Origin of the sequence: Roseomonas chloroacetimidivorans (assembly GCF_049629625.1) — a bacterium.
GTDB classification, from domain to species: Bacteria; Pseudomonadota; Alphaproteobacteria; order Acetobacterales; family Acetobacteraceae; genus Roseomonas; species Roseomonas chloroacetimidivorans.
The window spans coordinates 339234-365758 of sequence record NZ_JBNBZS010000001.1; the positions used below are offsets into that span (position 1 = coordinate 339234).

Here is a 26525-nt window from a genome sequence, read left to right on the forward strand (position 1 = left end):
CCCTCTTCCTGTGCCGCGCGGTGAGTGTCTTGGCGGTGATGTGTCAAAGCGCCCTGAAGCCCTCGCCTTCCCGCGCGGCGGCGCCCTCGGCAGCCAGCTTCAGCAAATGCGCCAGCAGGCTGCGCGCGGCGGCGGGGGCGAGCTTCGGGTCCAGCGCGGGGCCGTAAACGGGGGGCACCAACCCGGCCGCCGTGGCCATCCCGCCCGGCGCGGCGCGCAGCATGTCCAGCACGCGGGCCTCACGCTCCTGCCGGTGCGCGATCAGCGCCGCGATGAAGGGGCCGGGCGCATCATGCGCCGGGCCATGGCCAGGCAGCAGCAGACGATCCTGCCGCGCCGCGATGCGCGCGAGGGAGCGCATGTAATCAGCCATGTCGCCATCCGGCGGGGAGACGACGCTGGTGGACCAGGCCATCACATGGTCGGCGCTGAACAGGATGCCGGGCGGTGCCAGTTCCGTCCCGGCTTCCAAGGCGAAGCAGAGATGATTCGCGCAGTGGCCGGGGGTGTGCAGTGCGGTCAGGCGCCAGCCCTCGCCTTCCACCACCTCGCCATCCGCAAGGCGGCGGTCGGGATGGAAGTCGTGGTCGCCGCCCTCCCCGCCCGCTTCGGGCGGAGTCACGTGGGGGCCGAATCCCAGGGTTTCCGCCCCCGTTACGCCGGCCAGGGGGACGGCGCCGGGGGAATGATCCCGATGCGTGTGGGAGACGAGGATGCGCGTGATCCGCTCATCCGAAACAGCCTGTCGGATGGCGGCGAGATGATCGGGATCGGCGGGGCCGGGATCCAGCACGGCCACGTCGCCCCGGCCGATGATGTAGGTGTTGGTTCCGCGCCAGGTGAAGGGCCCTGGATTGGCGCAGAGGATGCGGCGGATACCCGGCGCGATCCATTCCACCTGGCCCGGCGCCAGAGCGTCCTTCCGACGGAAATCGGGGCTCATGCCTTCTTCCTTCCCCGGAACTCGCTGCGCAACACGATGAGGCCGGCGCCGATGATAAGCGCGCTGCCCGCCAGCATGGCCACCCCCGGTGTTTCGCCCCAGACAAACCAACCCAGCAGCCCGGCCCAGAGAAGGCCGGTATAGGTATAGGGGCCAAGGGAGGAAACCTGGGCGCTGGCGAAAGCCTCGGTCTGGAGCACCTGGCCGACGCCGCCAATGATGCCCATCAGAACCAGCAGGCCGAGATCGGCCCAGCCCGGTGTGGTCCAGACGAAGGGCAGCGTCAGGCCGGTCATCCCCGCCATCAGCAGGGCCTGCCAGAGCACGATGGTGGTGCTCGGCTCCGTGGCCGAGAGTTGGCGGACCAGCAGGGTGGAAAGGGCGCCGAAGGCGCCGCCCATCGCCGCCACGGCATAGCCCAGGATCAGCGAGCCGCCCCCGTCGGGCGCGCCCAGCCCCTGCCCGGCGGCGATTACAAGCACGCCGATGAAGCCGATCACCACCGCCGCCCAGCGCGCCGGGCCCGGCCGCTCGCCCAGCCAGGGAATGACGAGGAGGATGGTGAAGAGCGGCTGCGTGTAGTTCAGCGCCGTCTGGTCGGCCAGCGGCAGCAGGGTGAGCGCGAAGAAGGCACAGCCCATGCCCATCAGCCCGGAGCTGGCGCGCAGGGCGTGCCCGCCCAGGCGGCGCGTCCGCAGCAGCGCGCCGGTCCGCAGCCCCGCCGCCAGCACGATGGGCAGGGAAAGGAGGTTGCGGAAGAACATCAGCTCCAGGAAGGCGTGGCGGACGCTGAGCATCTTCACCAGCATCCCCATCACGGCAAAGCAGGCGGTCGCGCCCACCATCAGCAGCGCGCCGCGCCGCACATCATGCCGCAGGACCATCAGCGCGCGACCGGGGAGGCGGCTGAAAGCGAGGGGATGGCTTTCTCCGGGCCGGTGGAAGCCGGGCCGGGCTCCGGTGGCGTGGCGGCCTCGGCCAGGCGGGCCTCCCGGGCCCTCACCTGGGCGCGGCGCAGGTTGTAGAGACCGGCCCCGACCACGATCATGGCGCCCAGCGCCGTGGTCCAGGCGGGCACGTCGCCCCAGATCAGCACGCCGACCAGCGTGCCCGTGACCAGGGTCGAGTATTCGAAAGGCGCGAGCAGCCCGACGGGGGCGAGGGCGAAGGCGCGGGCGAAGAGGAAATGCGCCGCGCCATTGCCCAGGCCCAGCAGCAGGATGGCGATGCAGCCGCCCCAGCTCGGCCAGCCAATGGGAGGAAAGAGCGGCAGGATAGCGAGGCCGGTGGGGATATGCGCGACCATCAGCCAGAAGGCGATCGTGGCCGGCCGGTCGGTGCGGGCCAGGACACGCGTCCAGATCCGGGTCACCGCCATGAACACCACGCCGATGCCGAGCAGCGCGGCCTCCCAGCGCCAGAGTTCGCCGCCTGGTCGCACCATGACCAGCACGCCGCAGAAGCCGGCAAGGGTGGAGAGCCAGCGGCGCCAGCCCACGCTTTCTCCCAGCAAGGGAATGGCCAGGATTGTCATGGCCAGGGGCGCCATGGCCGCGACGGCGTAGCTGTCCGCCAGCGGCATGCCGCGATACCAGGCCAGGTAGAAGGTGACGGTGACGGCGCAATGTAGCAGGCTGCGCGTGGCCAGCAGGCGCCGGTTCACCGGGCGCACGCGGAAGCCGCCGGCCAGCACGAGCACCGTCATGGCCCCGAGCAGGCCGCGCAGGATCATGGTGACGGCGACGCCGATCTCCGGCAGCACCCATTTCACCGCTGCGTCGGAGACGGTGACAATTCCAAAGCCGGCGGCCATCAGGCCAATGCCGCGCAGCGCCTCGTCCGGCCGCGCCTCGGCGAGAACCGGGGCGGCGGGGGGACTGCCCCCCTTACTTCCAGACAAGGATGGCCTCGGCCTCCTGGCAGGTCGCGCCGGTCTCGTCCCGCGTTTCCAGCTGGATCGTGCCATCCGCCGCACGGCGCCCGAGCAAGGTCAGGCGGCGCCCATCGAAGCAGGGGCGCTTGCCGCGATAGGCGAAGCGCGCGATCCGCGCTCCCTGCCCCGCCCCCTGCCCCAAGGCGACATCCAGCGCGTGCCGGGCCAGCAGGGTCGCCTGCAGGGGACCATGCACCACGAGGCCGGGATAGCCTTCCTCCTGCGTGACATAGGGGTGGTCGTAATGGATGCGGTGGCCGTTGCCGGTCAGCGCGGAGTAGCGGAACAGCATCACGGAATCAGGCACCAGGGAGGCTTTCGACGCGTCCTCCCAGGCCGGCGCGGCGGGGGCGGGCTTCACCGCGGCACCCTCGGTACCGCGATAGACGATGTCCTGCTCCTCCTCGACCAACAGGCCGGCCGGGCCATGGAGCATGTGCTGAACGGTCACGAAGACCAGCCGGCCAGAGCCGCCGGCCTTCTCCTTTACGGAGCGAATGGTGCTGACGCGCCGGACGGCGTCGCCGGTCCGCACCGGGGCATGGAAAGTCACGCGGCCACCGGCCCACATGCGGCGCGGGAGATCATGCACAGGCGGAAGGAAGCCGCCGCGGCGGGGATGGCCGTCCGTGCCGAGTTCCCCCGGCATCTTCCAATCCTGGAAGAGGGTCCAGTGCCAGAGGGCAGGCCATTCGTCCCCGGCCAGCGGGCGGCCCAGCGTGGCTGCCATGCCCCCCGCCAGGCGCGGGTCGGCCCGGTCCTCGCGGGTTTCCTCCCGGCCGACATACTCCTCGTACGACATGCTTCCTCCCCGCCCCGGCAGCTTTGGCCCGCAAGATTAGCGAGAAATAACACGAGCGCCATGAACGCCCGGCCGGATGACAGGCATGCATTCTTCAGGTGTGACACTTTGCCCCCCAGGCGGGCGGCGATCAGGCCTCATAGCGTAGTTCGAGCAGGTCCAGCTCCCGCGTCAGCTTCCGGGCCGTCTCGCTGCCGATCTGGCGGGCCCGGCGCATACGGGCGATCGCCTTCCGCTCGGCGGCAAAGGCGGCCAGCAGCATCACGCGCTCAGCGGCCTCGCTGCGGCGGGCTTCGGCGGTGGACTCGCCGTCACCGGTGCGGCTGTCAATCCGGGAGCGATAGAATTCCATGATCCGGGAGGCCGAGGTGACGTAGAGATCTGCGTCGCCCCGCCCCGCGGCAAGCTCGTGCTGCACCCGCTCCACGGCCGCGATCGCGGCCTCCGCCGCCGCGACCCGGGCCCGGTCCTCCTCTTCCGCATTGGCGGTGTCGGGCGGCATTTCCAAGCCCTGGAGCAGCAGGGGCAGTCCGATGCTGGCGAGAATGAGCGAGAGCACGATGACGCCCATGGCCAGGAAGATGGTGAGCTCCCGCGCCGGGAAGGGCGTGCCGTCCGCCAGGGTCAGGGGCAGGGTCAGGATGCCGGCCAGGGTGATCGCGCCCCGCACGCCAGCGACGGAGGTGGCCACGACGAGGCGCCAATGCGGGCGCTGCATTTCCACCCCGCGCCGGCTGTTCATGAAGATGGTGAAGTTCAGGGACACCCAGACCCAGAGCAGGCGGAGCGTGGCCAGGGCGATGGTGATGGCCAGTACATGGACCAGCAGCCAGATCGGGTCGTGGTAGCCGGTGATGCGGACGGTTTCCGCCGCCTCCTCCAGGATGCCCGGAAGCTGTTCGCCCAACAGGATGAAGATGATGCCGTTGGCCGCGAACTGGATCGTGTCCCAGACCGTGTGGCGCTGCATGCGGGTGGCAGCCAGGAGCGGGCTAGAGGCCTCGGCGATGCTCATGGTGATGCCGGCCGCGACGGCGGCGAGGATGCCGGAACAGTGGAGATGCTCGGCCAGCAGATAGGAGCCGAAGGGGATGAGCAGGCTGATGATGATCTGGGTCCCAGTCTCCTCCCCCAGGCGGCGAGCGAGCCAGACCTTGGTGCGGGTGATGACGAGGGCGACGGCGAGCCCGACGGCCAAGCCGCCCAGCGCGACCCAGAGGAAGCTCAGCGCGGCATCATAGAGGGAGAAGGTGCCGGTGAGCGCGGCCGCGACGGCGAAGCGGAGGCAGACCAGGCCGGATGCGTCGTTGAGGAGGGATTCGCCTTCCAGGATGTGCATCAGCCGCCTGGGGATGGGCACCCGGGCCGCGATGGAGGAGACCGCGATCGGATCGGTGGGCGACAGCACCGCCGCCAGGGCGAAGGCCACCGGCAGGGGTATGGCCGGCACCATCCAGTTGATGAAGAAGCCAACCCCCAGCACCGTAAAGATGACCAGGCCGAGGGCCAGTTCCAGGATCGTCCCGGCATCCCGCAGCATCTCGTCCTTCGGGATGCGCCAGCCATCGAGGAAGAGGAGTGGCGGCAGGAAAAGCAGGAAGAAGACCTGGGGATCCAGCGTGACGCGGAAATCCGTCGCGAAGCCGACTGCTGCACCGAGGGCGATCTGCACGAGCGGCCTCGGGACCGGCCATGGGATGGCTCTTGCGATCCAGCCGCTCACCACCAGGGCGAGCAGGAATGCCAGAACGATCGTGATGGTTTCCAATGATCCGCCTGTCCTTGTGATTCAGCCCGGCCATGATCTGGCCGGGCTGGCGGGGCGGCCTCAGTCCTCCCGCACGTAGAGCTTGTAGCCCTCGATCTCGCCCTGCTGGTGGTAGTTGCGGAAGGCCTCGGCGAATAGCGGGTGGCGGCTGAAATACTCGATGAAGTCGAATTCCTTGCCGCACCAGGGGATGCCGACATGGCGCGTCACCAGCACTGCGGAGGGTGGGGCTGCGGCGAAGTCCTCGGCGACCGTGCGGTAGACATAGAACTCGGCTCGCGACATTTCCCAGGGCTGGCGGTAGCGCTCGCCATTTTCCGGGCAGGTCTGGTTCGTGCCCTGCAGCAGCCAGAGATTCATGAAGCGCAGGGTGGACTGGCTGTGGGAGTAGTTCAGTGCCGGATAGATCGGCCAGATATCGGGGGTGAGGATCAGCAGCCGCTCGTTCCAGGCATGCTCCTTCAGCCAGGCGGTCAGACGGCCGCCCTTCTCGGTCTCAAAGCGGAGCTCGCGGAAGGGGGCTTCGCCGCCGCGCACCATGCCCAGGCACAGGACGGCCGCCAGCACGGCCGAGAGGGCCGGCGCCGCCGCCCGGGCACGGACCGGCGGAAGGGCGCCGTCCAGCCAGCGCGCGACCATCAGCCCGGCGGTCAGCCCGCCCAGCATGAGGGTGGGCGCCACATGATAGGTCCAGCCCTTATGCTGGACCCAGGCGGAGATGAAGGTGCCCGCCATCACCGCCCAAAGGGCCAGGACCAGCGGGCCGAAGCGCCGGATCGTGCAGAGGACGGAGATGACCAGCAGCAGCAGCGCCGCCTGGCCCAGATTCTCGGTCATCAGGGCCCGGAAGGCGTTCAGGTTGCCGAGATCGACGTAATAGTCCCAGACCAGGGGCACGACATGCCCGAAATAGTCGGGAAAGAGGACGGGGATGGAGGCGAGGTAAAGCAGCCAGATCCCGGCCATCCCCCAGGGCACCGGATCGGTCAGGGAGATGCGGAGCCTCGGCCAGCCCCGGCGGAGCAGAACGGCCGCCTCCACCAGCAGGGGCACGCCAAGGAAATGGGGCTTCAGGGCGAAGCCCAGCGCGGCGAGGAGGGTGACTGTGAATGTCAGGCCCCTGCTCGTCGGCAGCGCCGACATCCGGCGGGCGGCGAGCACGGCATAGGGAATGGCGACAGTGCCCATCAGCACTTCCCGCTGCCCGAAGTCGTAGCCGGGCATGACCATGACAAGCGGCACCAGCGCCCAGAGGACCGCGCGCTCCACCGGGCCCTCCGGCATTCCTTCCCTCAGGCGCAGGGTCAGCCAGCAGCAGGCGCCGCAGAGTGCGACGAGGCAGACCAGCAGCGCGCTGACGCCGTCCAGCGGCGTGAACTCGGCAAGGTAGCCGGGGATGAGGGTGAGGACGAAGATGAGCGGTGGGTTGACGTCGATCAGCTCGGAATAGAGGCGTTCCCCGGCAATCCAGCGCTGGGTGAAGTTCAGCACCGCTGACACATCATGGTTCAGGGGCGGCGACAGCACGATCAGCAGGAAGAAGGCGGCGGGCGCCAGGGCCGCCGCGCGCCAGAGCCGCGCCCCCAGTGCCGGCCCGATCAGGGCGGCGAGCGGGCGGCGCCCGGCCCGGGAAAGGGCGGGGCCTTCGCTCAGGGGAGTGGGGGGGATCTGGGCATTCATGGTGGCGTGGTTCGGTCGGCGTTCCTGGGCCGTGCTGGCGGGGCGGTTGGGCCGGGGAATCGGCCCGAGGCCCCGGCCGGGGCCCTTGCTGCTCTGGTAGCACGCTTTATGTGCCCTGATTGAGGCAGCGCCTGGGCGACATCGCCTTGTCCCCGCCGCAGGCGGCTGCCACAAGCCCCGGGCTGGCGCCCCCATTCCGTCCTTTGCGCGCCGGTGCAGCGAGCCCGCCTTGGAAGACGCCGAATACAACCTGATGGATGCCGTGGAGGACCGCATGTGGTGGTACCGCGCCATCCATGCCCGCCTGCTGACGGCCCTGGAGGCCCGCCCCGGCGTCCCGGCCCTACCGGTGCTGGACGCTGGCTGCGGGACGGGCGGCTTCCTGCGACGCCTGGCGGAGACGCCCAGGCCGGCGATCGGCCTGGACTATAACCCGCTCGCGGCGGCCCGGGCCGCGGCCAAGTCCGGCCTGCCGGTGACCGGGGGCACCGTGAACGCCCTGCCCTTCCCCGATGCCGCCTTCGGAGCGGCCGTTTCGGTGGACGTGCTGTGCCATGCCGCGGTGGATGAGGGCCGCGCCCTGGCCGAGCTGCACCGGGTGCTCGCCCCTGGCGCGACGCTGGTGGTGAACCTGCCGGCCTTCACCTGGATGTTCTCGGCGCACGACGTGCGCGTCCACAATGCCCGGCGCTATACCGCCCGGAGCGCCGTGGAGCTGCTGCGCCGGGCCGGCTTCACCGCGGTTTCGGCCCGGTACTGGAACGGGTTGCTCCTTCCCCTGATGGTGCTGCAGCGCAAGGTCCTGGCCCGCAAGAACGACCATGCCAGCGATGTGGGCGAGTTTCCGCCCTGGCTGGACCGGCTCCTGCACGGCGTGACCGAGGTCGAACGGCTCGGTCGCCTTCCCCTGCCGGCCGGCGGCTCCGTGCTGCTGGCTGCGACCCGCCCCTAGTCCCTGGCCCCGAAATCATGGCCAGACCCCATACCCCGCCGCGCGATGATGCCGGGGCCCGCCCGGCCCCCGGCCACGCCTGAGAGGATCCATCCCATGCGCCCAGAGACGACCCAGGCGCCTCCCGACAGCGTCGGCCTCTCCATCGTCGTTCCGGTCTACCGGGGCGCGGCAACGGTCGGCACGCTGGTTGCCGCCCTGTCCGCGTTGCAGCCGGTTGGCGGGATCGAGATCGTGCTGGTGAATGACGGCTCGCCCGACAATTCGGGGGAGGTCTGCCGGCGGCTCGCGGAAGAGGCCACGGTGCCGCTCACCTATGTCGAGCATGCCCGCAACTTCGGCGAGCACAATGCGGTCATGTCCGGCCTCCGCGTCGCCCGCGGCCGCTATGTCATCACCATGGATGACGACCTGCAGAACCCGCCGGAGGAGGTCATCAAGCTCTATGACCATGCCCGGCTGGGCAATTGGGACGTGGTCTACACGCGCTATGCCGTGAAGGAGCACGAGGGCTGGCGAAACCTGGGCAGCCGCTTCGCGAACAAGGTCGCGGACTGGCTGCTGGACAAGCCGCCCGGCCTCTATCTCTCCTCCTTCCGCTGCATGTCCGCCCTGGTCGTGCGGGAGGTCACGCGCTACTCCGGACCCTATCCGTATATCGACGGCCTGATCATGCAGGTGACGCAGCGGATCGACAGCATCGAGGTCCGGCACCTCGCGCGCATGGAGGGCCGCAGCAACTATACGTTGCGGCGGCTGGTCCGGCTCTGGCTGAACCTGGCCACCAATTTCTCGCTGCTTCCGGTGCGGCTGGCGGTTTTCGCCGGCCTCGCCATGGGCGTGCTGGGCGTGGTCGCCGCGATGTTCGTGATCGCGGAAGCGATGACGGGCGAGACTCCCTCTGGCTGGGCGTCCACCATGACGGTAACGCTGCTTCTCTCGGGAGTGCAGTTCCTTATCCTTGGCGTGCTCGGCGAATATGTTGGCCGCTCCTTCCTCTCGGCCAATGGCACGCCGCAGGGTGTGGTGCGCGAGGTGATCCGCGCCCGCCCGGCGGCGGAAACCCGGAGCATGGAGAGCGTCGGAGACGCGCTATGACCTTGCACTGGCTGATGCTTGCGGCGGCGATCTGCACCTCGCTCGCGGGGCAGATCCTGCTGAAGTCGGGGGCGACGACGGATGGCGGCTTCCTCGCGCAGCTCCTCCGGCCGCAGACGATCCTCGGCCTCGGCTTCTATGGCGGCGCCGCGCTGCTCTACATCGTGGCGCTGCGGCGCATCCCCATGTCCATCGCCCTGCCCTGCACGGCGGCGTCCTATGTCGTGGCCGTGCTGATCGGCCATTTCGTGTTCGGAGAGGCGCTGGGCGTACAGAAGCTGATCGCCGTGGGGGTGATCAGCCTCGGCGTCGTGATGCTGGCCACGGCGTGAGGCCGGGCGCGGCTCTCCTTCCGCTCCTGCTTCTTGCGGCCTGCGCGGGAATGCCTGCCTGTCCCGCGGGCACCGCGCCGGCGGAGGTCGCCACGCTCGCCTTCGGCCGCAACGGGCCGGACGGGCAGTTGCATGTGACCGAGGCGGACTGGGCTGCCTTCCTGGCGGAAGAGGCGACCCCGCGCTTCCCGCATGGGCTCACCAGCCTGGACGCCCAGGGCCAGTGGCGCGCGCCGGATGGGCGCGTTGCACGTGAGCCGGCGAAGCTCCTGTGGCTCGTGATGCCTGGCGCGACACCGGCGGAGGCCGCGGCGCGGACGGAGGGTCTTGCTGCCGCCTATCGCGCCCGGACCGGGCAGGAGAGCGTGCTTCGGGAGATCCGTGCGGGATGCGCGGGCTTCTGACGGCTGTGCCGGTCCCCTAGCCAGAAGCGGCGGCACAACCCTCTGCCAGCCGCTTCAGCGCCAACAGGTCCCGCTCCACCCAGGCGATGTCGCGGGCGAAGCTCGCCTCTGTGATGCCGGGCTGCCGGAACAGGGTGAGCATGACTTCGGCCCCCGTATCGTTGGGGATGATACGCAGGGGAACATAGACCTCGCGTCCTTTCCCCAGTTCAACCCAATGGTCCATGACACCGAAGGGATTGGGCGGGGAGAAGCGGATGCGGACGGGGCCTTCGGGACCCCGGGCCGTCCAGCCATCTCCGTCCCTTTGCAGCGAGGCATCGCTGAGGCCCGAGGCCCAGCGCGGGAAGGCCTCGGGGTGCCGGAACTCCTCATAGAGCCCGCTCCACTCGCGAGAGATGGTGATGCTGAGCGTGCGGGCCTGCATGGGCGCTACAATGGCGCGACGCCGGGCGCGGGAACACGGCCACGCCCCATTGCCCAGGCGAAGGCGATGGCCGCCAGCGCGATCAGCAGCCTCGCCGGCCCGGGAAAGACCGGCACAAAGGCGGCGACCAGCCCGGCCAGGCCGAGCAGCCCCCGCGGCACCGAGCCGATGGGGGAGAAGAGATAGCCGGCATAGGAGGCGGTGATTGCCACCAGCGCGGCCATCTGGATCGCGGTGGCCAGCAGGATCTCCGGCAGGCTGCCGCGCAGCATGATCCCTGGATCATAGATGAAGGCGAAGCCGACCGTGAAACCGGCAATGCCGAAACGCGTGGCGTGCAGGCTGGTCATGGTGGGCCCCGCATTGGCAATGGAGGCCGCCGCGAAGGCCGCGGCGGCGACGGGTGGCGTCGCATCGGCCAGCACGGCAAAGTAGAACAGGAAGAGATGCGCCGGCAGCACATCGACGCCCATGGCGATGAGCTGCGGCACGCCGATGGCGGCGGCGATGATGTAGGAGGGGGTGGTGGGCAGCCCCATCCCGAGCACCAGCACGGTAAGGGCAAGAAGGATCAGCAGCACCGGCAGGGAGCCACCCGCCAGATCCTTGATGATGCCGCCGAAGGCCACGACCATGCCGGTGGCGGTGAGGGCGGAGACGACGATACCGGCGCCAGCGATGGCGACCGCGAGCGGCGCCATGGTGAGGCCGGCATTCACCAGGCTGTCGAAGATCGCGCGCGGCGTCATGCGCGTGCGGCGGCGGAGAGTGGCGATCACCACCATCGCGATCGTCGCGCAGAAGGCGGCATAGTTCCCGGACCAGCGCTCCATCATCAGATAGACGAGGATCGCCATGGGAATGACGAGATGCGCGTCGGCCAGCACCTCGCGCCAGGGCGGGATCTCGGATTTCGGCATCGGCGCCATGCCCTGGCGCTTCGCCTCGAAATGCACGGCGGCGAGGATGGCGAAGTAGTACATCGCGGCGCCGATGGCGGCGGCGATGACGATCTCGCCATAGGGAATATTGGTGATCTCCGCCATGACGAAGGCCGCGGCACCCATCACGGGCGGCATGATCGCGCCGCCGACGCTGGCCGCGCTTTCGATCCCGCCGGCGACGGCTGGCTTGTAGCCGATCTTCTTCATCAGCGGGATCGTCATCGCCCCCGTCGTGATGACGTTGGAGACGGAGGAGCCGCTCATCGTGCCGAAGAGGCCGGAGGTGATGACAGCGACCTTCGCAGGGCCACCGGTGAAGCGTCCGGCGGCGGCCGCGCCCAGATTGCTGAACAGCCGGCCCGTGCCGCTGCCGGCCATGAAGGCACCGAAGATGATGAAGACGGCGATGGTGGTCGCGACAATGCCCGTCAGCGGGCCATAGACACCGCCCGCGGTGGGAACGAGCCAGGAGGCTTCCAGGATCTCGCTGATCGAGAAGACACGCGTGTTCAGCACGCCAGGCATCCAATGGCCGACGGCCATGTAGGCGATGCTGGCGATCACCATCCAGGCGAGGCCCGGCTCCACCGCGCGTCGCGTCGCCTCCAGCAGCGTGACGATGCAGAGGATCGCCATGGCCGACATCACCGGCGTGAACTCGTCCACATATTCCATGCGATCGGACACGGCGGCGGCGTTGAACCAGATCCAGAGATGGGGGGCGGCGGCGGCGGCGAACCAGGCCCAATCCCAGGCGCTGGGCCGGCCCGTCGGGCTGGAGGCGCGGGCCGGCCAGAGCAGAAAAATGGGCGGCACGAAGGCCAGCAGGTGGAACGCGCGCATGGCGATCGGCTCGGGGAAGCCGACGCCGCCGAAATAGAGATGGATTGCCGCGGCGAGCGCCAGCCAGCCAGCCAGGACCGGGCCGAGCGGCCCCTTCAGATCACGCAAGGAACTGCACTCAGGCCGGCATGAGGCCGGCTTCGCGATAGGCCTTGGCGGCGCCGGGATGCAGCGGCGCGCCCTCATACTTCCAGGCCACGGCCGGGTCGTAGGCGGCCATGGAGGCGTGGATCTGCGTCAGCCGTGGGCCCTTGGCCTTAATCAGGGCCTTGGTGAGCTTGTAGGTCACGTCTTCCGGCACGTCCTGGTGGACCACGATCACGCTGTCCATGGTCGTGACCGCTACGTCGGCCGTTTGCAGCGTGGGGTAGGTCGAGGCCGGGATGATGCCCTGGTTATAGGCATAGGCATCGATCAGGTGCTTGCGGAGATCCTCGGGGAAGGCGACCAGCTTCGCGGTGCGGCGGCCCTGGCCCAGTTCCGTCAGGATGGCGGCGGGCTTGGCGAGGGCGAAATAGACGTAATCCACCTGCCCATCGCCGAAGGCGGCGGCGACATCATTGTAGGAGCCGTTGAGATAGGTGCCGCCCTGGGAGCGGATCTGCTCCGGCGAGGTGCCGAAGAACTTCAGGATGCGCTGCAGCGTCATCTCATCGGTGGAGGAGCGCTGCGGGCAGCCGATGCGCAGCCCGCGCTGCGTCAGGATGGCGCGCATGTCGTCCGAGCCCTTGTCGGCGGCGCGGACGAAATTGTGCTCGGTCGGGGAGTAGCCGGTGCCGAGGGTGCGGATCTTGTCGTGCTTCTGGCGGTAGGGCTCCTCCCCGCGCACGGCAGCGGCGGTGAAGGCGTCGATGCCCCAGCCCATCTGGGACTGGCCGTTATTGATGCGCGTGGGATTGGCAAGGCCGCCACCGGGGACGACGCGGATCTGAAGATCGGCCTCGTCCTTCGCCAGGGCGGCGATGCCGGCGCCCATCGTGTACCAGCCGCCGCCGAGCGAGCCCGCCACGAACTCGAAGGTCTGCTGCGCGCGGGCGGTCCTGATGAAGGGCAGCGCCAGGGCTCCCCCGAGGACGAGACGGCGGGCGATAAGCATGGTGGGTCTCCGGAAATCCATCCCTGTGCGGGGATGATGGACGCGGCGCGGCGCCGGGGGCAACTCTCTCGCCCCCCGGCGCCTGCAATCCGCGTTCCAGCCCCGGCGCTCGCGGCGCGCCGTCCGGAGTCAGCAGTCCTCGGCCGTGAAGATCTGGGACGGGCGGACGAATTCATCCTGGGCGGCCACGGTCAGGATTTCCCGCGATCCCGCCTCCGCCGTGCGCTTCAGCAGGCCGTAGATGGAGGAGGCGACGGAGGAGAGTGCCACCCGCGCATCCCCCCAGCGCAGCCGGTGGAAAAGGAAGAGAGCGGCGATGGCGTCACCCGCGCCATTGACAGAAATGGGCAGCAGCGGCGTGCGGACGCGGTGGAAGGCGCCCCCCTCCGCCGCCAGCATGTCGATACTGTCCTCCGGCGTGTCCTCCACCCGCAGGGAGGTGACCAGCACGCAGGCCGGGCCACGCGCCTGGAGTGCGCGCGCGGCCTGCTTCGCGTCTTCCAGCGTGGAGACGGTGCTGCCGGTCAGCCATTCCAGCTCGAAATGATTGGGGGTGGCGATGGTGGCGGCGGGCAGAGCGCGGTCGCGCATGAATTCGGGGATGCCCGGGCGAACGAAGACGCCGCGGCCGACATCGCCGATCACGGGATCGCAGCAGTAGATGGCGGCGGGATTGGCGGCGCGTACCTTGGCCACGGCATCCAGGATGGCGATGCCGATGGCGGCGTCGCCCATATAGCCGGAGAGCACGGCGTCGCACTGGGGCAGGACCCCGCGTTCCTCAATGCCCTGAACGAGGTCGCTGATCAGTTCCGCCCCGAAGACCTGGCCGCGCCAGGCGCCATAGCCCGTGTGGTTGGAGAACTGCACGGTGTTGAGCGCCCAGACCTCGGCGCCCAGACGCTGAAGGGGGAAGACGGCGCTGGCATTGCCAACATGGCCATAGGCGACCCAGGACTGGATCGAGAGGATGTTCATCGCAGCATCCACCCCGCGTCGGACCGGGACCTGCCCACCGCGCGCGGGGTTCGACGGGGGGCGGCCCTCCCTAGACCCGCCCTGCCCCGGCTGTCACGCCACCAGCCCGCCATGCGAATCGCGAGGCGCCGCTACGCCGTCCGCCCGCCATCGACTGGCAAGAGCACGCCGGTGATGAAGGAGGAGGAGTCCTCGGCCAGCCAAACGCAGGCATTGGCGATGTCCGCCGGGGTGGAGAGGCGCCCGATGGGGATGGTGGCCAGGAAGCGCTGGCGGTTCTCCGGCGTGTCTTCCGCACCCATGAAGGAGGTAGTCAGCCCCGTCACGCCCATCACCGGGCAGATGGCATTCACCCGGATGTTCTGCCCCGCCCATTCCTGGGCAAGCGACTGGGTGAAGACGTTCACCGCCCCCTTGGTGCCGTTATACCAGGTCAGCCCGGGGCGGGGACGCAGCCCGGCCGTGGAGGAAATGGTGATGAAGCTTCCGCCACCCCGCGCCACCAGCGCCGGATAGGCGGCCTTGGCCATCAGGAAGACCGATTTGACGTTGGTGGCGAAGACCCGGTCGAAGGCTTCCTCCTCCACCTCGATGGAGAGCTGGTTCCGGTAGGTCCAGCCGGCATTGTTCACCACCACGTCCAGCCCGCCGAAGGCCCCGACCGTTCCCTCGACCAGGGCGGCGACATCGGCGGCGCGGGAGACATCGCCGCCCAGGGCAATGCCGCCGATCTCGGCGGCCACGCGCCGGGCGCCCTCCAGGTTCAGGTCTGCCACGGCCACCCGCGCCCCCTGGGCGGCGTATTCCCGCGCAATTCCTTCCCCGAAGCCTGACGCGGCGCCCGTGACGAGCGCGACTTTTCCCTGAAGGCGCATGTTTCCGTGTTCCCGGAGGTTTCCCTGGAGGCACTCTGGAAAGGGCACCGGCACCGGTCAACGCACGAGTCGGCTTCCCCTGACGGCCAGAGCAACCCACGGGGCGTCAGAACGCTTGCCCCTGCCGCCGCGCCCGGCTAAAGGCCCCGCTTCGCGCTTCCGGTCGGCATCGGCGGCGCCACAAGCCATGGAACCAGCCCGATGAAGTCCGACATCCATCCCGACTACCACGAGATCACGGTCATCATGACCGACGGGACCACCTACAAGACCCGTTCCTGCATGGGCCGGCCGGGGGATACGCTGCGCCTGGACATCGATCCGAAGTCCCACCCGGCCTGGACCGGCGTGCAGCGCATCGTTGATACGGGCGGTCAGATCGCCAAGTTCAACAAGAAGTTCGCCGGCATCGGCGCCCGCAAGGGCTGATCCGCCGACCTCTTCGAGAGCGTGCAAAAAAGGGTCCCGGCGCTTGAAACGCCGGGGCCCTTTTCACATTTATGGGGCGTCAGCGGCGCCCGGATGGGGCCCTGACGCGAGGACGGTCGCCGCACTGCCCGATCGGGGGTGCACCAACGGCCTTCGCCTCGCCATGCCAATCGATAGCCTTGCTCTCGCAGGAGGTTTTTCGTGAACGCTCTGGACCTCTCCCCCCTTTTTCGCACTGCCATCGGCTTTGACCGCCTGGCCCGTCTGATGGACACCGCCCGCGCGGCTGCCGATGCCCCTTCCTATCCGCCCTATAATATCGAGCGGACGGGCGATGACGCCTACACGCTGACCATGGCGGTGGCTGGCTTTGGCCAGGACGACATCGACATCACGGCGCAGGACAATGTCCTCGTGATTTCCGGCAAGGCGCCGCAGACCCAGGATGAGAGCCGCTTCCTGCATCGCGGGATCGCCGGCCGCGCCTTCGAGCGCCGCTTCGTCCTCGCGGACCATATCCGCGTGGAGGGAGCCAGCCTCGAGAACGGCCTGCTCCATGTCGCCCTGCGTCGTGAGGTGCCGGAGGCGCTGAAGCCCCGTCGCATCGCGATCAGCACCGGCCGCCCGCAGCAGCCGGCGATCGAAGGTCACGCCGAGGCTGCCAACGCCCAGGACAACCAGGGCCAGGTCCAGGCGGCCTGACTTCCCTGGCTTGACGGAACAGGGGCCGGCGGAGCGATCCGCCGGCCTTTTCCTTGTCCGGGGTTTGGCCCTTCTCAGCAGGCGCACCCGGCTGGTGTCCGCCGGAGGTCTCAAGATTTGCGGAAGAATGCGTCCGCCGCTGCCCGCTGCGCCTCCCGGGCGGCAATCGCTGCCTCGGCCCGGCCGATCTCCGCCTTAAGCGCCGCGATATAGGCGCGGAGCGATTCTTCGGACCAGTCGGCCAGCGCCGCCGGGGCGAAGCCCGTGGCGGCGGGCCGCCGGCGCTCATCGTCGTCAAACATCACGTCTCCCTTTCCAGGCTTTGACCGCCCCCATCCCCCTCTCTATATCCCCTGGCAACAGCACTGGGGGTATTCCCCCCATCGACCCCGCCCCGTGACGGGCGCGACGAGGTTACCGACATGCCCACCCCTCTGATGCCCAAGGCCACCGCCGTGTGGCTGATCGACAAGACCTCTCTTACCTTCGAGCAGGTGGCAGATTTCGTCGGGATGCATCCGCTCGAGGTCCAGGCCATCGCCGATGGCGAGGTGGCGCAGGGAATCGTCGGTTACGACCCGGTGGCCAATTCCCAGCTCACCCGGGAGGAAATCGCCCGGTGCGAGGCCGATCCCAAGGCCCGGCTGGTGATGATGGAGAACAAGCTTCCGCAGCCGAAGGCGCGCGGCAAGGGCGCCCGCTACACCCCCGTGGCGAAGCGCAACGACCGGCCGGACGGGATTGCCTGGCTGCTGCGGAACTATCCGCAGCTGACCGATGCGCAGGTGGCCAAGCTGCTCGGCACCACCAAGGAGACGATCGCCAAGGTGCGGGACCGTAGCCACTGGAACGCGGCCAACATCAAGCCGCGCGACCCGGTGATCCTGGGCCTTTGCAGCCAGTCCGACCTGAACGCGCTGATCACCTCGATCGGGGCGGAGCCGGCGCCGACGGCCGTCGAGGACGACGCTGCCTGAGCAGTCCGGGCCGCGGGTAACACGCAGGAGAAAGGGCGGATCCCGGCCGGGATCCGCCCTTTTTCTTTGCCGGGGGGCCGCCAGAGCCGCCCCCCGGCGAAAATTCTTTACTGCGGGCGGCGGCGCTGGGCCGCCAAGCGCTCTAACTCTTCCTTGATGCGGAGCTTTTCCCGCTTGAGCCTCGTCAGTTCCAGGCTGTTTGGCATCGGCCGGGCATCCTCCTCAAGGATGCGCGCGTCCAGGGCGGAGTGACGTTCCTTGAGCGACTGCAGCCGGTGCGGGTTCAGCATGCGCTTGATCCTCTTCCTGCCTAGTTCGTTCGATGGCTTATGCGCGACGGCCTGTCACCGCCGCGCAGGAAATGATATGGCACGGGCAGGACCGGGCGCGACGAATCTCACGCCCTTATTAACCCGCCCGTAACAACACGCCCGTCCCGCCGGAGGAACGGGCTGCCCGACCCATCCGGGGGACCATGCTGGCCGAACGCGACAGCCTTCTCCGCCGCCTCCATGAACTGCGCAGCGAACACCGGGATCTCGACACCGTTATCGCGCGCCTGGAAGACGGCCTGCACGACCAGCTGCAGCTCCAGCGCCTTAAGAAGCGCAAGCTGAAGCTGAAAGACGAGATCACCTGGCTGGAAAGCCGGCTGGTGCCGGACATCATCGCATGAGCAGGGCAGGCACGGGTTCAGGGGGGTCGGCGGCCCCGCTCGTCGGCATCATCATGGGCTCCCGCTCCGACTGGGAGACCATGCGGCACGCGGCCGAAATGCTGGAAGGGCTGGAAGTGCCGCATGAGTGCCGCGTCGTCTCCGCCCACCGCACGCCGCGGCGGATGGTGGAATATGCGGAGACCGCCGTAGATCGCGGCCTGAAGGTAATCATTGCGGGGGCCGGCGGCGCGGCGCATCTGCCGGGGATGACGGCCAGCCTGACCCGCCTGCCCGTGCTGGGCGTGCCGGTGGAGAGTCATGCACTGAAGGGGCAGGACTCCCTCCTCTCGATCGTACAGATGCCGGCGGGGATCCCGGTGGGGACACTGGCGATCGGCCGGGCGGGGGCGGTGAACGCGGCGCTGATGGCGGCCGCCATCCTGGCCCTGTCCGACCCTGCCCTGGCCCAGCGGCTGGAAGCGCATCGGCGCGCCCAGACCGAGGGCGTGGCGGAGACGCCGACGTGACCACCCCGACGGTTCCGGGCCCTCTGCCCCCGGGTGCGACCATCGGCATCCTGGGCGGCGGGCAGCTCGGCCGCATGACGGCGCTTGCCGCCGCACGGCTGGGCTACCGATGCCATGTCTATTCCCCTGTGGCGGACGAGCCCGGCACCCAGGTTGCCGCCGCGAGCACCATCGCGGCCTATGAGGATGAGGAGGCCCTGGGCCACTTCGCCCGCTCGGTGGATGTCGTAACCTTTGAGTTCGAGAATGTGCCCGCCCTGGTGCTGGACCGGCTGACGGCGCTGGTTCCCTGCCGCCCGGGCACCCGGGCGCTTTCGATCTGCCAGGACCGGCTGCTGGAGAAGGCCTTCCTGGAGCGGGCCGGGGTCCCTGTCGCGCCCTGGCACGCCGTGCATTCCGCGGCCGACCTGCCAGAGGCGCTGGCCAAGATTGGCCTGCCGGCGGTGCTGAAGACGACCCGCCTTGGCTATGACGGGCGTGGCCAGGCGGTCGTGCGGACCGTGGCGGAGGCCGAGGCAGCCCTGGCCCGGCTCTCCCCGCATCCATTGATTGCCGAGGCCTTCGTGTCCTTCGCGGCTGAGATTTCGGCCGTGGCCGTGCGCGCGGTGGATGGGACGACGGCGACCTATGACGCCGTCGAGAATCGGCACGCGCACCACATTCTCGACCTCTCCTTCGCGCCGGCCCGGCTGCCGGCCGAGGCGGCGGAGGCGGCCCGGCGCCATGCCGCAGCGGTGGCGGAGGCGTTGGAACTGATCGGCGTCCTGGCCGTGGAGTTCTTCCTGCTGCCTGACGGCACGCTGCTGGGCAACGAGATTGCACCAAGGCCACATAATTCCGGCCACTGGACGATCGATGCCTGCCAGGCCAGCCAGTTCGAGCAGCACGCGCGTGCTGTGGCTGGGCTTCCCCTGGCCAGCACGGAGCGGCACGCCGACGCCGTGATGCGCAACCTGATTGGCCCGGAGGGCATGGCGCGCTGGCCCGCGCTGGCGGGCACCCCGTCGGTTTCCCTGCATCTCTATGGGAAGGCGGAAGCGCGGTCCGGCCGCAAGATGGGCCATGTCACCCGGCTCTTACCGCTCGGGACGCTGGCCGGCACGGCTGAGGCCGAGCTTATCAAGGATCTGTGACCGAAATGCCAAGGCACCCTGTGTCGGCGGCGCCACAGTGACCTGAAACCCGTCGGACACAGGTCCCTCGCGCGATGCGGTTTGGCCCTGGCGGTGTTAGAAAATTCCGACGCCGCGCCGGAATCGGGAGACACCTGAGGCCCGCGCAGCGCGCCCCTGGTGGATCGGGAGTTCAACATCATGAGCCTGAAGAAGGCCCTTCTGGCCGCGACGATCATGTCGCTGCCGCTCGCCGCGCAGGCCCAGCCTGTGACCGGCCTCTACATCGCCGGCGGCGCCGGCTTCAACTGGCTGCAAAAGACCGACCTGGATATCCAGGGCCCGAACGACCGCACGATCGGCACCGCCGGCTTCCAGAAGTTCGACGCTGGCTGGGTTGGCGTCGGCAGCATCGGCTTTGGCTTCGGCAACGGCCTGCGCGTCGAGGGTGAAGGCAACTTCCGTGAGAACAACACGGGTGACCTCCGCCTGAACGGCTCGCCGATTCCGACGAACCAGGGCGGCCGCGTGCGCAGCTACGGCGCCATGGCCAATGTCCTGTTCGACCTCGCCATCCCGAACTTCCCGGTGACGCCGTATATCGGTGCCGGTGCTGGTTATGTGTGGCACGAGTATGATGGCGTGCGCGGCACCGTGCCGGGCGGCCGCTTCGTGATGGACGACACCGACGCCCAGTTCGCCTATCAGGGCATCGCCGGCGTCGGCTTCAACCTGGGCGTTCCGGGCCTGGCCCTGACGGCCGAGTACCGCTTCCTGGGCACCCTGTCCCCGGACATGCAGTACACGGTGCGTAGCCCGGCCACGAACGCGGTCCTCAGCCGCGGCAAGGTCGAGGTGGACAACTTCAACCACTCCGTCCTGATCGGCCTGCGCTACAACTTCGGTGCGCCGCGCCCGGCCCCGGTGCCCGTTGCTGCCCCGGCTCCGGCCGCTGCTGCTCCGGCTCCGGCCCGCACCTACCTGGTGTTCTTCGACTTCGACCGCGCTGACCTGACGGACCGCGCCCGCCAGATCATCGGCGAGGCCGCCCAGGCCGTGCAGAGCACCGGCACGACCCGCATCGAGGTGGCCGGCCATGCTGACCGCTCGGGCACGCCGCAGTACAACCAGCGCCTGTCCATGCGCCGCGCCGAGGCCGTTGCGGCCGAGCTCGCGCGCCGGGGCATCGCCCGCAATCAGATGTCGATCCAGGCCTTCGGCGAGAGCCGTCCACTGGTCCCGACCGCCGATGGCGTGCGCGAGCCGCAGAACCGCCGCGTCGAGATCGTCCTGCGCTAATCCCGCAGGACCTCTCACGAGGTACAGAACGGGGCGGGACCGAAAGGTCCCGCCCTTTTTCTTGCTCTGACCACAGGATGTTCTGAAACAGACTCGATTCGACACCGCACAGGAACTTAAGCTCCGTGCAGGATAACCAGCGCCAAGGTTCCTCCTGCCCATGCGATATTCCCTGCCCAGCCTTCTCCTGCTGCTGGGTGGCTGCGCGCTTTCAACGAACCCGCGTGAGCCCGGCCTGCTCGGCTATCTCCACATCCTCGAAGTCGCGCGGGATGCCCGCCAGGCCTGCGCCGGCCTCGGCCCGGATTGCGGCCCTGCCGATATCGCCAGCTCGCTTGCCCAGGCCAGGGATGCCGCCCCCTCCACCCTTTTTCTTCCGCCGGAAGAGGCAGCGGCGGAGCAGCAACTTGCCCAGGCTGCCTTTCAAGCCGCGCATGCCGACTGCCGGGGCCGCGGAATTCTGCCGGGTACGCCGCGCTGGGATACCTGCCGCCTGGATCGGGGGATTGCCCGGCTGAGTGAGGTGGCGAGCCTGGGTGAGCGCCGGTAAGCATCGGCCCCGCGGGCCGGGATGGAACGGAAGCAGGGACGATCCCGTATCCCTGAAACGACGAAGGGCGCCTTGCGGCGCCCTTCGGGGAAGATCCCTGGTCCGGCCGGGTTCAGCGCGACCGGGTCGAAACCCGGCGGACGGCTGTACGCCGCTCCTTGCGCTCCGGAGTCGTGACCGCCTGGGTGGTGCCGCATTCCGACCGGCCATGCGGGTTCGAAAGGCCGTTCTGCACGGCAACCGTCGCCAGACCCTCGGTCGTCTTCGGGGCGGCCATCGCGGCGTCGAAGAGCGGCGCGACATTGGTGCAGAAATGCGAGCCCTGGCGGCCGCTATCCATCTGCTGGACGTTGGCCAGTTCGGTCACATAGTTGTCCAGCGTGCGCTGGCCGACGGCACCATTGGCACGGCGGTAGTAGCTGGAGAGGCCGCGCCAGGCGCCAGCGAGTTCGCCCTGGTATTGCCGCACGAAGGCATTGTAGCGGTCATCCTGCTTGCAGAGCAGGGCGGCGACCATGAGCTGGCTCTGCAGCGCGCGCGCATCGAAGGCGGCCTTATCCGCAGGCTGGATGCAGGTCTGGGCCATGGTGGGCGTCGCAGCAAGGACGACCGCAAGGCCGGCAGCGAGGAAGCGGATCGGCGACATCTGAACCGGGGTCTCCCGAGGCGATAGGTAAGGCGGTTCGTCCGCCACGGGGACCCATTTACCGAGTCGTGGCCTGTGATGCACGCGGCAAGTTGAGCCTCGCAGTTCAATCCGCTCAGTGGCTTACAGGGCGTGGCGGAAATGCCATGGCAAGGACAACTCGTTCCCAACTCCGAGCGACGGAGACGCGGGGCGGATTCTTCCTGTCAGGCCGCTTCGGTTGGCCTCGGGCGGCGGCCCCGGCTCATGCCGGCCATCCGCCTGTCGAGGAAATCCAGCGCCTCTCCAATCCCGCCGGGCTCCCGCAGCCAATAGGCCAGGGTGGCAAGATAGAGAGCGCCCAGTGAGGCCCGGCGCGTGTACCAGGAGAAATCCGCCGAGCGGTCCCCGGCCGCGGCCCAGAGCGCATCCGCCGTCCGCGCGAGGCTGCGCGCGGCCACGGCCGCGTTCCAGGGAAGGACGAGCAGCGCCAGGGCGCGACGCAGCGAGTCCCGCTGCGGCTCCAGCAATTCCAGCCGGATGGCGACCAGACGGCGGATGCGGGCGGGTATACGCAGCGCCGCCAGATCCTCCTGGGCGGCAGCCGCCTCCATCCGTCGGTCGATCAGATCGATCCAGGCCTCGACAGCCCCGACGGGACCACGCGGAAAAAGCCACCGATGCGCCGCGGGATTCTCGCCGAGGTCACGCAGGCCGGCCTCCAGCGCTGCCTCGGTCCAGCCCAGGCGCGGTACGTAAGGAAGAGCCGCCAGGACAGCGGCGTCCCGTTCAGGGCTGCGCTCGATCATTGCTTGGGCTCCCGCTCGACAGGGGCAGGCTTCTCCGGCGCCTGGAAGCGCGCCAGCTCCTCCACGAAGCCGAGCCGGGACAGGTCTGCCATGCGCATGGGGTAGAGGATGCCCTCCAAATGGTCGAATTCGTGCTGCATGACCCGGGCGGCCATGCCGTCCGCCTCGCCTTCCACGGCCCTGCCCTCGGCGTCCAGTCCCTTCCAGGCGATGCGGGCGGGGCGGCTCACCTCGCCGCGCAGGCCGGGAATGGAGAGGCAGCCTTCCCAGGCCGCGTCCCGCTCCTCGGAGAGCGGGGCGATTTCGGGGTTGAACAGGGCGAAGACCTGCTGGCCGTTCCGCATGACGAAAACCCGCAGTGGAACATGCACCTGCGGTGCGGCCAGGCCGACTCCACCGGCGTCGATCATGGTTTCCGCCATGTCCGTCACCAGGCGCCGCATCTCCGGCGTGGTCGGGTCCGGCACCGGATCCGCCCGGCGCAACAGCACCGGATGGCCCAGGCGCGCGATCTTCAGGATGGCCATACGGGTTCCATGACAGTTCCGGAGAGGGGCCCGATGCAACCAAGACCCACCTTGCATGTTGGAACGGACCCCGGATTCGTCACCAGGGGCACGCCGAATGGCGTTTCGGGCTTCCAACCGTGCCCCGGACCGTGTTAGACGGCCGGGCTTTCGCTGGATGGAGTGCCTCCATCCGGCCGTTCACCCATCTGCAACTCTATCCCCTGTGAAAGGAGACTTTGCCGCGTGCAAGTCGTCGTTCGGGACAACAACATTGATCAGGCGCTGAAGGCGCTCAAGAAGAAGCTGCAGCGTGAGGGCGTCTTCCGCGAGATGAAGCTTCGCCGCCACTTTGAGAAGCCCTCCGAGCGCCGTGCGCGCGAGGCCGCTGAAGCCGTCCGCCGCGCCCGCAAGGTCGAGCGTAAGCGCCTGGAGCGCGAGGGCTTCTAAGCCCTTTCCTTCCTGCCCCGAAAGGGAATAGCGGGAGGGTTACTGGATAAGCCGTAGGCCGCGGCGCGGGAGGCACCCGCGAACCGCGGCTTTCGTGCGTCCGGCTTCCGGGCTTCAGTCCCGACCTGTCGCCATTGGACATCTCGCAGTTCCGGATGGCCATGCAGTCCGCATGCTCCGGTAAGCCGCCGGCTCGGAGCCCTGGCTGAAGGACGGGTGAGAACCCCGGCCCGTGCCGCGCGTTCCCGCGGGGAATCCATCGGATGCCCTGATGCCCGCCCTGACCCACGACCTGATCGCGCGTAGCGTTCCGCCATCGCCGCCCGGCTCGGCCGCTCCCGCCTTCGATGAGCCCCGCCTGCGCGCGGAAATGAAGGTCTTCCTGCATGGCCGCGATCCCGGGCTCGGGATCTGGGTCTTCGCCTATGACGCGCTGATGTGGAAACACGACGAGGCCCGGCCCGATATTGTGGCACCGGCGCGTCTGCCCGGCCTGGCCCGGCGCTATACGCTGCGGGATATCCATGATCGCGGCACGCCGGACGCGCCCGGGCTGACCTTGAGCCTGGAGGAGGCCCCCGCCCTCGCCTGCCCCGGCCTGTTGCTGCATCTGCCCGGCCCGGAGGTGGAAAGCCGGCTCTGGCCGGTCTGGCGGCAGGCAATGGGCCCCGGATCTCATAAGCCGCAATGGCGTGAGGCGACGTTGCATGGCGGCCGCGCCCCGGGTGGACCGCCTGTCCGTGCCCTCTGCTTCACCACACGGCACGGGCACCCGCTGGAAGTCGGGGAAAAACCGATCGGAAGTGTCGCCGACATCCTGGCGCGGGCCAGTGGACCAAATGGGGCGGCCGCTGCCTATCTGCTGGATGCGGCTGAGACACTGCGCCGCCACGGGCTGCGCGACGCCATGCTGGAAAGCCTGGAGGCCGAGGTCGCCCGCCGGCTGGCGGACGTCCCCGGCGGGCCAGGCGCCGCTACTTCTGCAGCGCCTGCACGATCTGCTGGGTGACCTTCTTGGCGTCCCCGAACAGCATCATGGTGTTGTCGCGGTAGAACAACTCGTTCTCCACGCCGGCATAGCCGGAGGACATGCCGCGCTTCACGAAGAACACGGTCTTGGCCTTGTCCACATCCAGGATCGGCATGCCGTAGATCGGGCTGGCCTTGTCGGTCTTCGCGGCCGGGTTGGTCACGTCATTCGCCCCGATCACATAGGCCACATCGGCCTCCGCGAATTCAGGGTTGATCTCCTCCAACTCATGCACGTCGTCATAGGGGACATTGGCCTCGGCCAGCAGCACGTTCATATGGCCGGGCATGCGGCCGGCGACGGGGTGGATGGCGTATTCCACCGTCGCGCCATCCTTCTTCAGAAGGTCGGCCATTTCCCGCACGACCTGCTGCGCCTGGGCCACCGCCATGCCATAGCCCGGCACGATGATGACCTTGCCGGCATTCTTCATGATATAGGCCGCGTCCTCCGGGCTGCCGGACTTCACGGGGCGCGCGGGCTGGGCCGCGCCGCCACCGCCCGCCGCCGCGCCGCCCGCATCGGCGCCGAAGCCGCCGAGCAGCACGTTCAGGATGGAGCGGTTCATCCCCTTGCACATGATGTAGGAGAGGATGGCGCCTGAGGCGCCGACCAGCGCCCCGGTCACGATCAGCAGCAGATTGCCGATGGTGAAGCCGATGCCCGCCGCCGCCCAGCCGGAATAGCTGTTCAGCATCGAGACGACGACCGGCATGTCGGCACCGCCGATCGGAATAATCAGCAGGAAGCCCAGGGCGAAGGAGAGGATCGCGATCAGCCAGAAGAGCGGCGCGGGGCCGCCGGTCGCGACGAAGATGCCGACCAGCACGATCAGCAGCACGCCAAGCGCGGCGTTCAGGTAGTGCTGGCCCTTGAACAGGATGGGCGCGCCGGACATGCGGCCGTCCAGCTTGGCGAAGGCGATCAGGGAGCCGGAAAAGGTGATGGCGCCGATGGCCAGGCCCAGCGACATCTCGACTAGCGACTGGCCGTGGATGGCGCCGGGCACGCCAATGCCGAAGCTCTGCGGGGCATAGAGGGCGGCCGCGGCCACGAAAACCGCCGCCAGGCCGACCAGCGAATGGAAGGCCGCGACAAGCTGCGGCAGCGAGGTCATCTGGATGCGGTTGGCGACCACGGCGCCGATGCTGCCGCCGATGGCGAGGCCCGCGATGATCAGGCCGATGCCGCCGACCTTCATGCCGGGCTGGGCCAGCGTCGCGATAATCGCGATCGCCATGCCGATCATGCCCATCAGGTTGCCGCGGCGGCTGGTGCTGGGGTGGGACAGCCCCTTCAGCGCGAGGATGAAGAGGACGGAGGCGACGAGATAGGCGAGCGTCGAGAGGGTATGCGCCACGGCCTCAGCCCTTCCGCTGGAACATGGCGAGCATTCGCCGGGTCACGAGGAAGCCGCCGAAGATGTTCACGGCCGCCAGCGTCACGGCCAGGAAGCCGAAGGCCTGGGCCAGCCAGGAATCGGCCAGGCCGGCGGCGAGCATGGCACCCACCACGATGACGGAGGAGATGGCGTTGGTGACGCCCATCAGCGGCGAGTGCAGGGCCGGCGTCACGCTCCAGACCACATGGTAGCCGACGAAGCAGGCCAGCAGGAAAATGGTGAGCAGGAGCAGGAAGGGCTCGGCCGCGGCCGCCCCGTGCTCGATGGCGGGCATCGCCTCCGTGGCGGCCGCGCGGGCCTCCATGGCCAGGGCCAGGGCGCGCTCGGCCATGGCCTGGGCGCGGATGGCCAGTTCCTCAGCGTTCATTGTGTCG

32 protein-coding genes are annotated in these 26525 nt (G+C 68.9%); 14 read left to right on the top strand and 18 right to left on the bottom strand.

Features of this window, described 5'->3' with window-relative positions:
* Nucleotides 1-43: 43 nt before the first annotated feature.
* From ACO1BU_RS01630 to ACO1BU_RS01655, 6 genes are all read right to left on the bottom strand, one after another.
* Nucleotides 44-943, bottom strand: a complete 900-nt coding sequence (locus tag ACO1BU_RS01630; RefSeq protein ID WP_424134146.1) for an MBL fold metallo-hydrolase — start codon at nt 941-943, stop codon at nt 44-46.
* A complete protein-coding gene (locus ACO1BU_RS01635) occupies nt 940-1827 on the bottom strand; it encodes a DMT family transporter (RefSeq protein WP_424134147.1) in 888 nt (295 codons plus the stop codon). The genes ACO1BU_RS01630 and ACO1BU_RS01635 overlap by 4 nt, the downstream gene beginning before the upstream one ends.
* Complete coding sequence (locus tag ACO1BU_RS01640) at nt 1827-2843, bottom strand: DMT family transporter (RefSeq protein ID WP_424134148.1); 1017 nt, start codon at nt 2841-2843, stop codon at nt 1827-1829. The genes ACO1BU_RS01635 and ACO1BU_RS01640 overlap by 1 nt, the downstream gene beginning before the upstream one ends.
* Complete coding sequence (locus tag ACO1BU_RS01645) at nt 2830-3678, bottom strand: HTD2 family dehydratase (RefSeq protein ID WP_424134149.1); 849 nt, start codon at nt 3676-3678, stop codon at nt 2830-2832. Before ACO1BU_RS01645 ends, ACO1BU_RS01640 begins: the two co-directional genes overlap by 14 nt.
* Nucleotides 3679-3808: 130 nt before the next feature.
* Nucleotides 3809-5446: a Na+/H+ antiporter gene (locus ACO1BU_RS01650; RefSeq protein WP_424134150.1), complete on the bottom strand. Its 1638-nt coding sequence runs from the start codon at nt 5444-5446 to the stop codon at nt 3809-3811.
* A 60-nt stretch (nt 5447-5506) separates the two neighbouring features.
* Nucleotides 5507-7126: a hypothetical protein gene (locus ACO1BU_RS01655; RefSeq protein WP_424134151.1), complete on the bottom strand. Its 1620-nt coding sequence runs from the start codon at nt 7124-7126 to the stop codon at nt 5507-5509.
* Between the two features lie 229 nt (nt 7127-7355).
* Between ACO1BU_RS01655 and ACO1BU_RS01660 the strand changes: the two genes are divergently transcribed.
* The 4 genes from ACO1BU_RS01660 to ACO1BU_RS01675 all read left to right on the top strand — a co-directional run bounded on the left by ACO1BU_RS01660 (nt 7356) and on the right by ACO1BU_RS01675 (nt 9912).
* Nucleotides 7356-8078 (top strand): class I SAM-dependent methyltransferase, encoded by a 723-nt coding sequence (locus ACO1BU_RS01660; RefSeq protein ID WP_424134152.1) that lies wholly within the window; start codon nt 7356-7358, stop codon nt 8076-8078.
* A gap of 96 nt (nt 8079-8174) precedes the next feature.
* Nucleotides 8175-9176 carry a glycosyltransferase family 2 protein gene (locus ACO1BU_RS01665; protein WP_424134153.1) on the top strand — a complete coding sequence of 334 codons (1002 nt, stop codon included), beginning with the start codon at nt 8175-8177 and terminating at the stop codon, nt 9174-9176.
* On the top strand, nt 9173-9508 hold the full coding sequence (locus ACO1BU_RS01670; protein WP_424134154.1) for a DMT family transporter: 336 nt from the start codon (nt 9173-9175) through the stop codon (nt 9506-9508). The genes ACO1BU_RS01665 and ACO1BU_RS01670 overlap by 4 nt, the downstream gene beginning before the upstream one ends.
* 50 nt (nt 9509-9558) lie before the next feature.
* Complete coding sequence (locus ACO1BU_RS01675; RefSeq protein WP_424134155.1) at nt 9559-9912, top strand: DUF3574 domain-containing protein; 354 nt, start codon at nt 9559-9561, stop codon at nt 9910-9912.
* 16 nt (nt 9913-9928) lie between these two features.
* On the opposite strand, the gene ACO1BU_RS01680 is transcribed toward ACO1BU_RS01675, so the two are convergent.
* From ACO1BU_RS01680 to ACO1BU_RS01700, 5 genes are all read right to left on the bottom strand, one after another.
* Entirely contained in the window at nt 9929-10339 is a 411-nt protein-coding gene (locus tag ACO1BU_RS01680) for a polyketide cyclase (protein WP_424134156.1), read from the bottom strand.
* 5 nt (nt 10340-10344) lie between these two features.
* Complete coding sequence (locus ACO1BU_RS01685; protein ID WP_424134157.1) at nt 10345-12234, bottom strand: TRAP transporter permease; 1890 nt, start codon at nt 12232-12234, stop codon at nt 10345-10347.
* Nucleotides 12235-12244: 10 nt separating this feature from the next.
* A complete protein-coding gene (locus ACO1BU_RS01690) occupies nt 12245-13222 on the bottom strand; it encodes a TAXI family TRAP transporter solute-binding subunit (RefSeq protein WP_424134158.1) in 978 nt (325 codons plus the stop codon).
* Nucleotides 13223-13351: 129 nt separating this feature from the next.
* Nucleotides 13352-14200 carry a pyridoxal kinase PdxY gene (pdxY, locus tag ACO1BU_RS01695; protein ID WP_424134159.1) on the bottom strand — a complete coding sequence of 283 codons (849 nt, stop codon included), beginning with the start codon at nt 14198-14200 and terminating at the stop codon, nt 13352-13354.
* Nucleotides 14201-14331: 131 nt separating this feature from the next.
* Nucleotides 14332-15075, bottom strand: a complete 744-nt coding sequence (locus ACO1BU_RS01700; RefSeq protein WP_424134160.1) for a glucose 1-dehydrogenase — start codon at nt 15073-15075, stop codon at nt 14332-14334.
* A gap of 201 nt (nt 15076-15276) precedes the next feature.
* Between ACO1BU_RS01700 and rpmE the strand changes: the two genes are divergently transcribed.
* Together rpmE and ACO1BU_RS01710 are read left to right on the top strand one after the other, a co-directional pair.
* A complete protein-coding gene (gene rpmE, locus ACO1BU_RS01705; protein WP_424134161.1) occupies nt 15277-15504 on the top strand; it encodes a 50S ribosomal protein L31 in 228 nt (75 codons plus the stop codon).
* 201 nt (nt 15505-15705) lie between these two features.
* Nucleotides 15706-16206, top strand: coding sequence for an Hsp20 family protein (locus ACO1BU_RS01710; RefSeq protein WP_424134162.1), 501 nt, complete (start codon nt 15706-15708; stop codon nt 16204-16206).
* Nucleotides 16207-16316: 110 nt separating this feature from the next.
* Here the strand turns inward: ACO1BU_RS01710 and ACO1BU_RS01715 are convergent, their stop codons facing one another.
* A complete protein-coding gene (locus ACO1BU_RS01715; RefSeq protein ID WP_424134163.1) occupies nt 16317-16508 on the bottom strand; it encodes a DUF1192 family protein in 192 nt (63 codons plus the stop codon).
* A gap of 120 nt (nt 16509-16628) precedes the next feature.
* On the opposite strand from ACO1BU_RS01715, the gene ACO1BU_RS01720 reads away from it, so the two are divergent.
* Entirely contained in the window at nt 16629-17183 is a 555-nt protein-coding gene (locus ACO1BU_RS01720; RefSeq protein ID WP_424134164.1) for a DUF1013 domain-containing protein, read from the top strand.
* A gap of 107 nt (nt 17184-17290) precedes the next feature.
* Here ACO1BU_RS01720 and ACO1BU_RS01725 read toward each other — a convergent pair whose 3' ends face one another.
* Nucleotides 17291-17473 (bottom strand): YdcH family protein, encoded by a 183-nt coding sequence (locus ACO1BU_RS01725; RefSeq protein WP_424134165.1) that lies wholly within the window; start codon nt 17471-17473, stop codon nt 17291-17293.
* A gap of 185 nt (nt 17474-17658) precedes the next feature.
* Between ACO1BU_RS01725 and ACO1BU_RS01730 the strand changes: the two genes are divergently transcribed.
* The 5 genes from ACO1BU_RS01730 (at nt 17659) to ACO1BU_RS01750 (ending at nt 21329) form a co-directional block, all read left to right on the top strand.
* Entirely contained in the window at nt 17659-17859 is a 201-nt protein-coding gene (locus tag ACO1BU_RS01730; RefSeq protein WP_424134166.1) for a YdcH family protein, read from the top strand.
* Nucleotides 17856-18368: a 5-(carboxyamino)imidazole ribonucleotide mutase gene (purE, locus tag ACO1BU_RS01735; protein ID WP_424134167.1), complete on the top strand. Its 513-nt coding sequence runs from the start codon at nt 17856-17858 to the stop codon at nt 18366-18368. Before ACO1BU_RS01730 ends, purE begins: the two co-directional genes overlap by 4 nt.
* A complete protein-coding gene (locus tag ACO1BU_RS01740) occupies nt 18365-19501 on the top strand; it encodes a 5-(carboxyamino)imidazole ribonucleotide synthase (RefSeq protein WP_424134168.1) in 1137 nt (378 codons plus the stop codon). The genes purE and ACO1BU_RS01740 overlap by 4 nt, the downstream gene beginning before the upstream one ends.
* Nucleotides 19502-19681: 180 nt before the next feature.
* Nucleotides 19682-20779, top strand: coding sequence for an OmpA family protein (locus tag ACO1BU_RS01745; RefSeq protein ID WP_424134169.1), 1098 nt, complete (start codon nt 19682-19684; stop codon nt 20777-20779).
* A 160-nt stretch (nt 20780-20939) separates the two neighbouring features.
* Nucleotides 20940-21329 carry a hypothetical protein gene (locus ACO1BU_RS01750; protein WP_424134170.1) on the top strand — a complete coding sequence of 130 codons (390 nt, stop codon included), beginning with the start codon at nt 20940-20942 and terminating at the stop codon, nt 21327-21329.
* 112 nt (nt 21330-21441) lie between these two features.
* On the opposite strand, the gene ACO1BU_RS01755 is transcribed toward ACO1BU_RS01750, so the two are convergent.
* The 3 genes from ACO1BU_RS01755 to def all read right to left on the bottom strand — a co-directional run bounded on the left by ACO1BU_RS01755 (nt 21442) and on the right by def (nt 23290).
* A complete protein-coding gene (locus tag ACO1BU_RS01755; protein ID WP_424134171.1) occupies nt 21442-21975 on the bottom strand; it encodes a hypothetical protein in 534 nt (177 codons plus the stop codon).
* A 206-nt stretch (nt 21976-22181) separates the two neighbouring features.
* Nucleotides 22182-22763: a COQ9 family protein gene (locus ACO1BU_RS01760; RefSeq protein WP_424134172.1), complete on the bottom strand. Its 582-nt coding sequence runs from the start codon at nt 22761-22763 to the stop codon at nt 22182-22184.
* Nucleotides 22760-23290, bottom strand: a complete 531-nt coding sequence (gene def, locus ACO1BU_RS01765) for a peptide deformylase (RefSeq protein WP_424134173.1) — start codon at nt 23288-23290, stop codon at nt 22760-22762. Before def ends, ACO1BU_RS01760 begins: the two co-directional genes overlap by 4 nt.
* A 225-nt stretch (nt 23291-23515) precedes the next feature.
* On the opposite strand from def, the gene rpsU reads away from it, so the two are divergent.
* Nucleotides 23516-23719, top strand: a complete 204-nt coding sequence (gene rpsU, locus ACO1BU_RS01770; RefSeq protein WP_043829268.1) for a 30S ribosomal protein S21 — start codon at nt 23516-23518, stop codon at nt 23717-23719.
* A 271-nt stretch (nt 23720-23990) separates the two neighbouring features.
* Entirely contained in the window at nt 23991-24728 is a 738-nt protein-coding gene (locus tag ACO1BU_RS01775; RefSeq protein WP_424134174.1) for a gamma-glutamylcyclotransferase, read from the top strand.
* Here ACO1BU_RS01775 and ACO1BU_RS01780 read toward each other — a convergent pair.
* Together ACO1BU_RS01780 and ACO1BU_RS01785 are read right to left on the bottom strand one after the other, a co-directional pair.
* Nucleotides 24694-26109: an NAD(P)(+) transhydrogenase (Re/Si-specific) subunit beta gene (locus ACO1BU_RS01780; protein ID WP_424134175.1), complete on the bottom strand. Its 1416-nt coding sequence runs from the start codon at nt 26107-26109 to the stop codon at nt 24694-24696. The genes ACO1BU_RS01775 and ACO1BU_RS01780 overlap by 35 nt on opposite strands.
* 4 nt (nt 26110-26113) lie before the next feature.
* Nucleotides 26114-26518 (bottom strand): NAD(P) transhydrogenase subunit alpha part 2, encoded by a 405-nt coding sequence (locus ACO1BU_RS01785; protein ID WP_424134176.1) that lies wholly within the window; start codon nt 26516-26518, stop codon nt 26114-26116.
* Nucleotides 26519-26525: the final 7 nt, after the last annotated feature.

Excerpts from the sequence above, each read along its gene's own strand:
- ACO1BU_RS01675 (WP_424134155.1), top strand. The coding sequence starts at position 9,559 with ATGCCTGCCTGTCCCGCGGGCACCGCGCCGGCGGAGGTCGCCACGCTC.
- ACO1BU_RS01690 (WP_424134158.1), bottom strand. The coding sequence starts at position 13,222 with ATGCTTATCGCCCGCCGTCTCGTCCTCGGGGGAGCCCTGGCGCTGCCC.
- ACO1BU_RS01745 (WP_424134169.1), top strand. The coding sequence starts at position 19,682 with ATGAGCCTGAAGAAGGCCCTTCTGGCCGCGACGATCATGTCGCTGCCG.
- ACO1BU_RS01750 (WP_424134170.1), top strand. The coding sequence starts at position 20,940 with ATGCGATATTCCCTGCCCAGCCTTCTCCTGCTGCTGGGTGGCTGCGCG.
- ACO1BU_RS01635 (WP_424134147.1), bottom strand. The coding sequence starts at position 1,827 with ATGGTCCTGCGGCATGATGTGCGGCGCGGCGCGCTGCTGATGGTGGGC.
- ACO1BU_RS01680 (WP_424134156.1), bottom strand. The coding sequence starts at position 10,339 with ATGCAGGCCCGCACGCTCAGCATCACCATCTCTCGCGAGTGGAGCGGG.
- ACO1BU_RS01760 (WP_424134172.1), bottom strand. The coding sequence starts at position 22,763 with ATGATCGAGCGCAGCCCTGAACGGGACGCCGCTGTCCTGGCGGCTCTT.
- ACO1BU_RS01630 (WP_424134146.1), bottom strand. The coding sequence starts at position 943 with ATGAGCCCCGATTTCCGTCGGAAGGACGCTCTGGCGCCGGGCCAGGTG.
- ACO1BU_RS01775 (WP_424134174.1), top strand. The coding sequence starts at position 23,991 with ATGCCCGCCCTGACCCACGACCTGATCGCGCGTAGCGTTCCGCCATCG.
- ACO1BU_RS01720 (WP_424134164.1), top strand. The coding sequence starts at position 16,629 with ATGCCCACCCCTCTGATGCCCAAGGCCACCGCCGTGTGGCTGATCGAC.
- ACO1BU_RS01755 (WP_424134171.1), bottom strand. The coding sequence starts at position 21,975 with ATGTCGCCGATCCGCTTCCTCGCTGCCGGCCTTGCGGTCGTCCTTGCT.
- ACO1BU_RS01665 (WP_424134153.1), top strand. The coding sequence starts at position 8,175 with ATGCGCCCAGAGACGACCCAGGCGCCTCCCGACAGCGTCGGCCTCTCC.
- rpmE (WP_424134161.1), top strand. The coding sequence starts at position 15,277 with ATGAAGTCCGACATCCATCCCGACTACCACGAGATCACGGTCATCATG.
- ACO1BU_RS01785 (WP_424134176.1), bottom strand. The coding sequence starts at position 26,518 with ATGAACGCTGAGGAACTGGCCATCCGCGCCCAGGCCATGGCCGAGCGC.
- ACO1BU_RS01655 (WP_424134151.1), bottom strand. The coding sequence starts at position 7,126 with ATGAATGCCCAGATCCCCCCCACTCCCCTGAGCGAAGGCCCCGCCCTT.
- def (WP_424134173.1), bottom strand. The coding sequence starts at position 23,290 with ATGGCCATCCTGAAGATCGCGCGCCTGGGCCATCCGGTGCTGTTGCGC.
- purE (WP_424134167.1), top strand. The coding sequence starts at position 17,856 with ATGAGCAGGGCAGGCACGGGTTCAGGGGGGTCGGCGGCCCCGCTCGTC.
- ACO1BU_RS01670 (WP_424134154.1), top strand. The coding sequence starts at position 9,173 with ATGACCTTGCACTGGCTGATGCTTGCGGCGGCGATCTGCACCTCGCTC.
- ACO1BU_RS01645 (WP_424134149.1), bottom strand. The coding sequence starts at position 3,678 with ATGTCGTACGAGGAGTATGTCGGCCGGGAGGAAACCCGCGAGGACCGG.
- ACO1BU_RS01730 (WP_424134166.1), top strand. The coding sequence starts at position 17,659 with ATGCTGGCCGAACGCGACAGCCTTCTCCGCCGCCTCCATGAACTGCGC.
- ACO1BU_RS01715 (WP_424134163.1), bottom strand. The coding sequence starts at position 16,508 with ATGTTTGACGACGATGAGCGCCGGCGGCCCGCCGCCACGGGCTTCGCC.
- ACO1BU_RS01700 (WP_424134160.1), bottom strand. The coding sequence starts at position 15,075 with ATGCGCCTTCAGGGAAAAGTCGCGCTCGTCACGGGCGCCGCGTCAGGC.
- pdxY (WP_424134159.1), bottom strand. The coding sequence starts at position 14,200 with ATGAACATCCTCTCGATCCAGTCCTGGGTCGCCTATGGCCATGTTGGC.
- ACO1BU_RS01725 (WP_424134165.1), bottom strand. The coding sequence starts at position 17,473 with ATGCTGAACCCGCACCGGCTGCAGTCGCTCAAGGAACGTCACTCCGCC.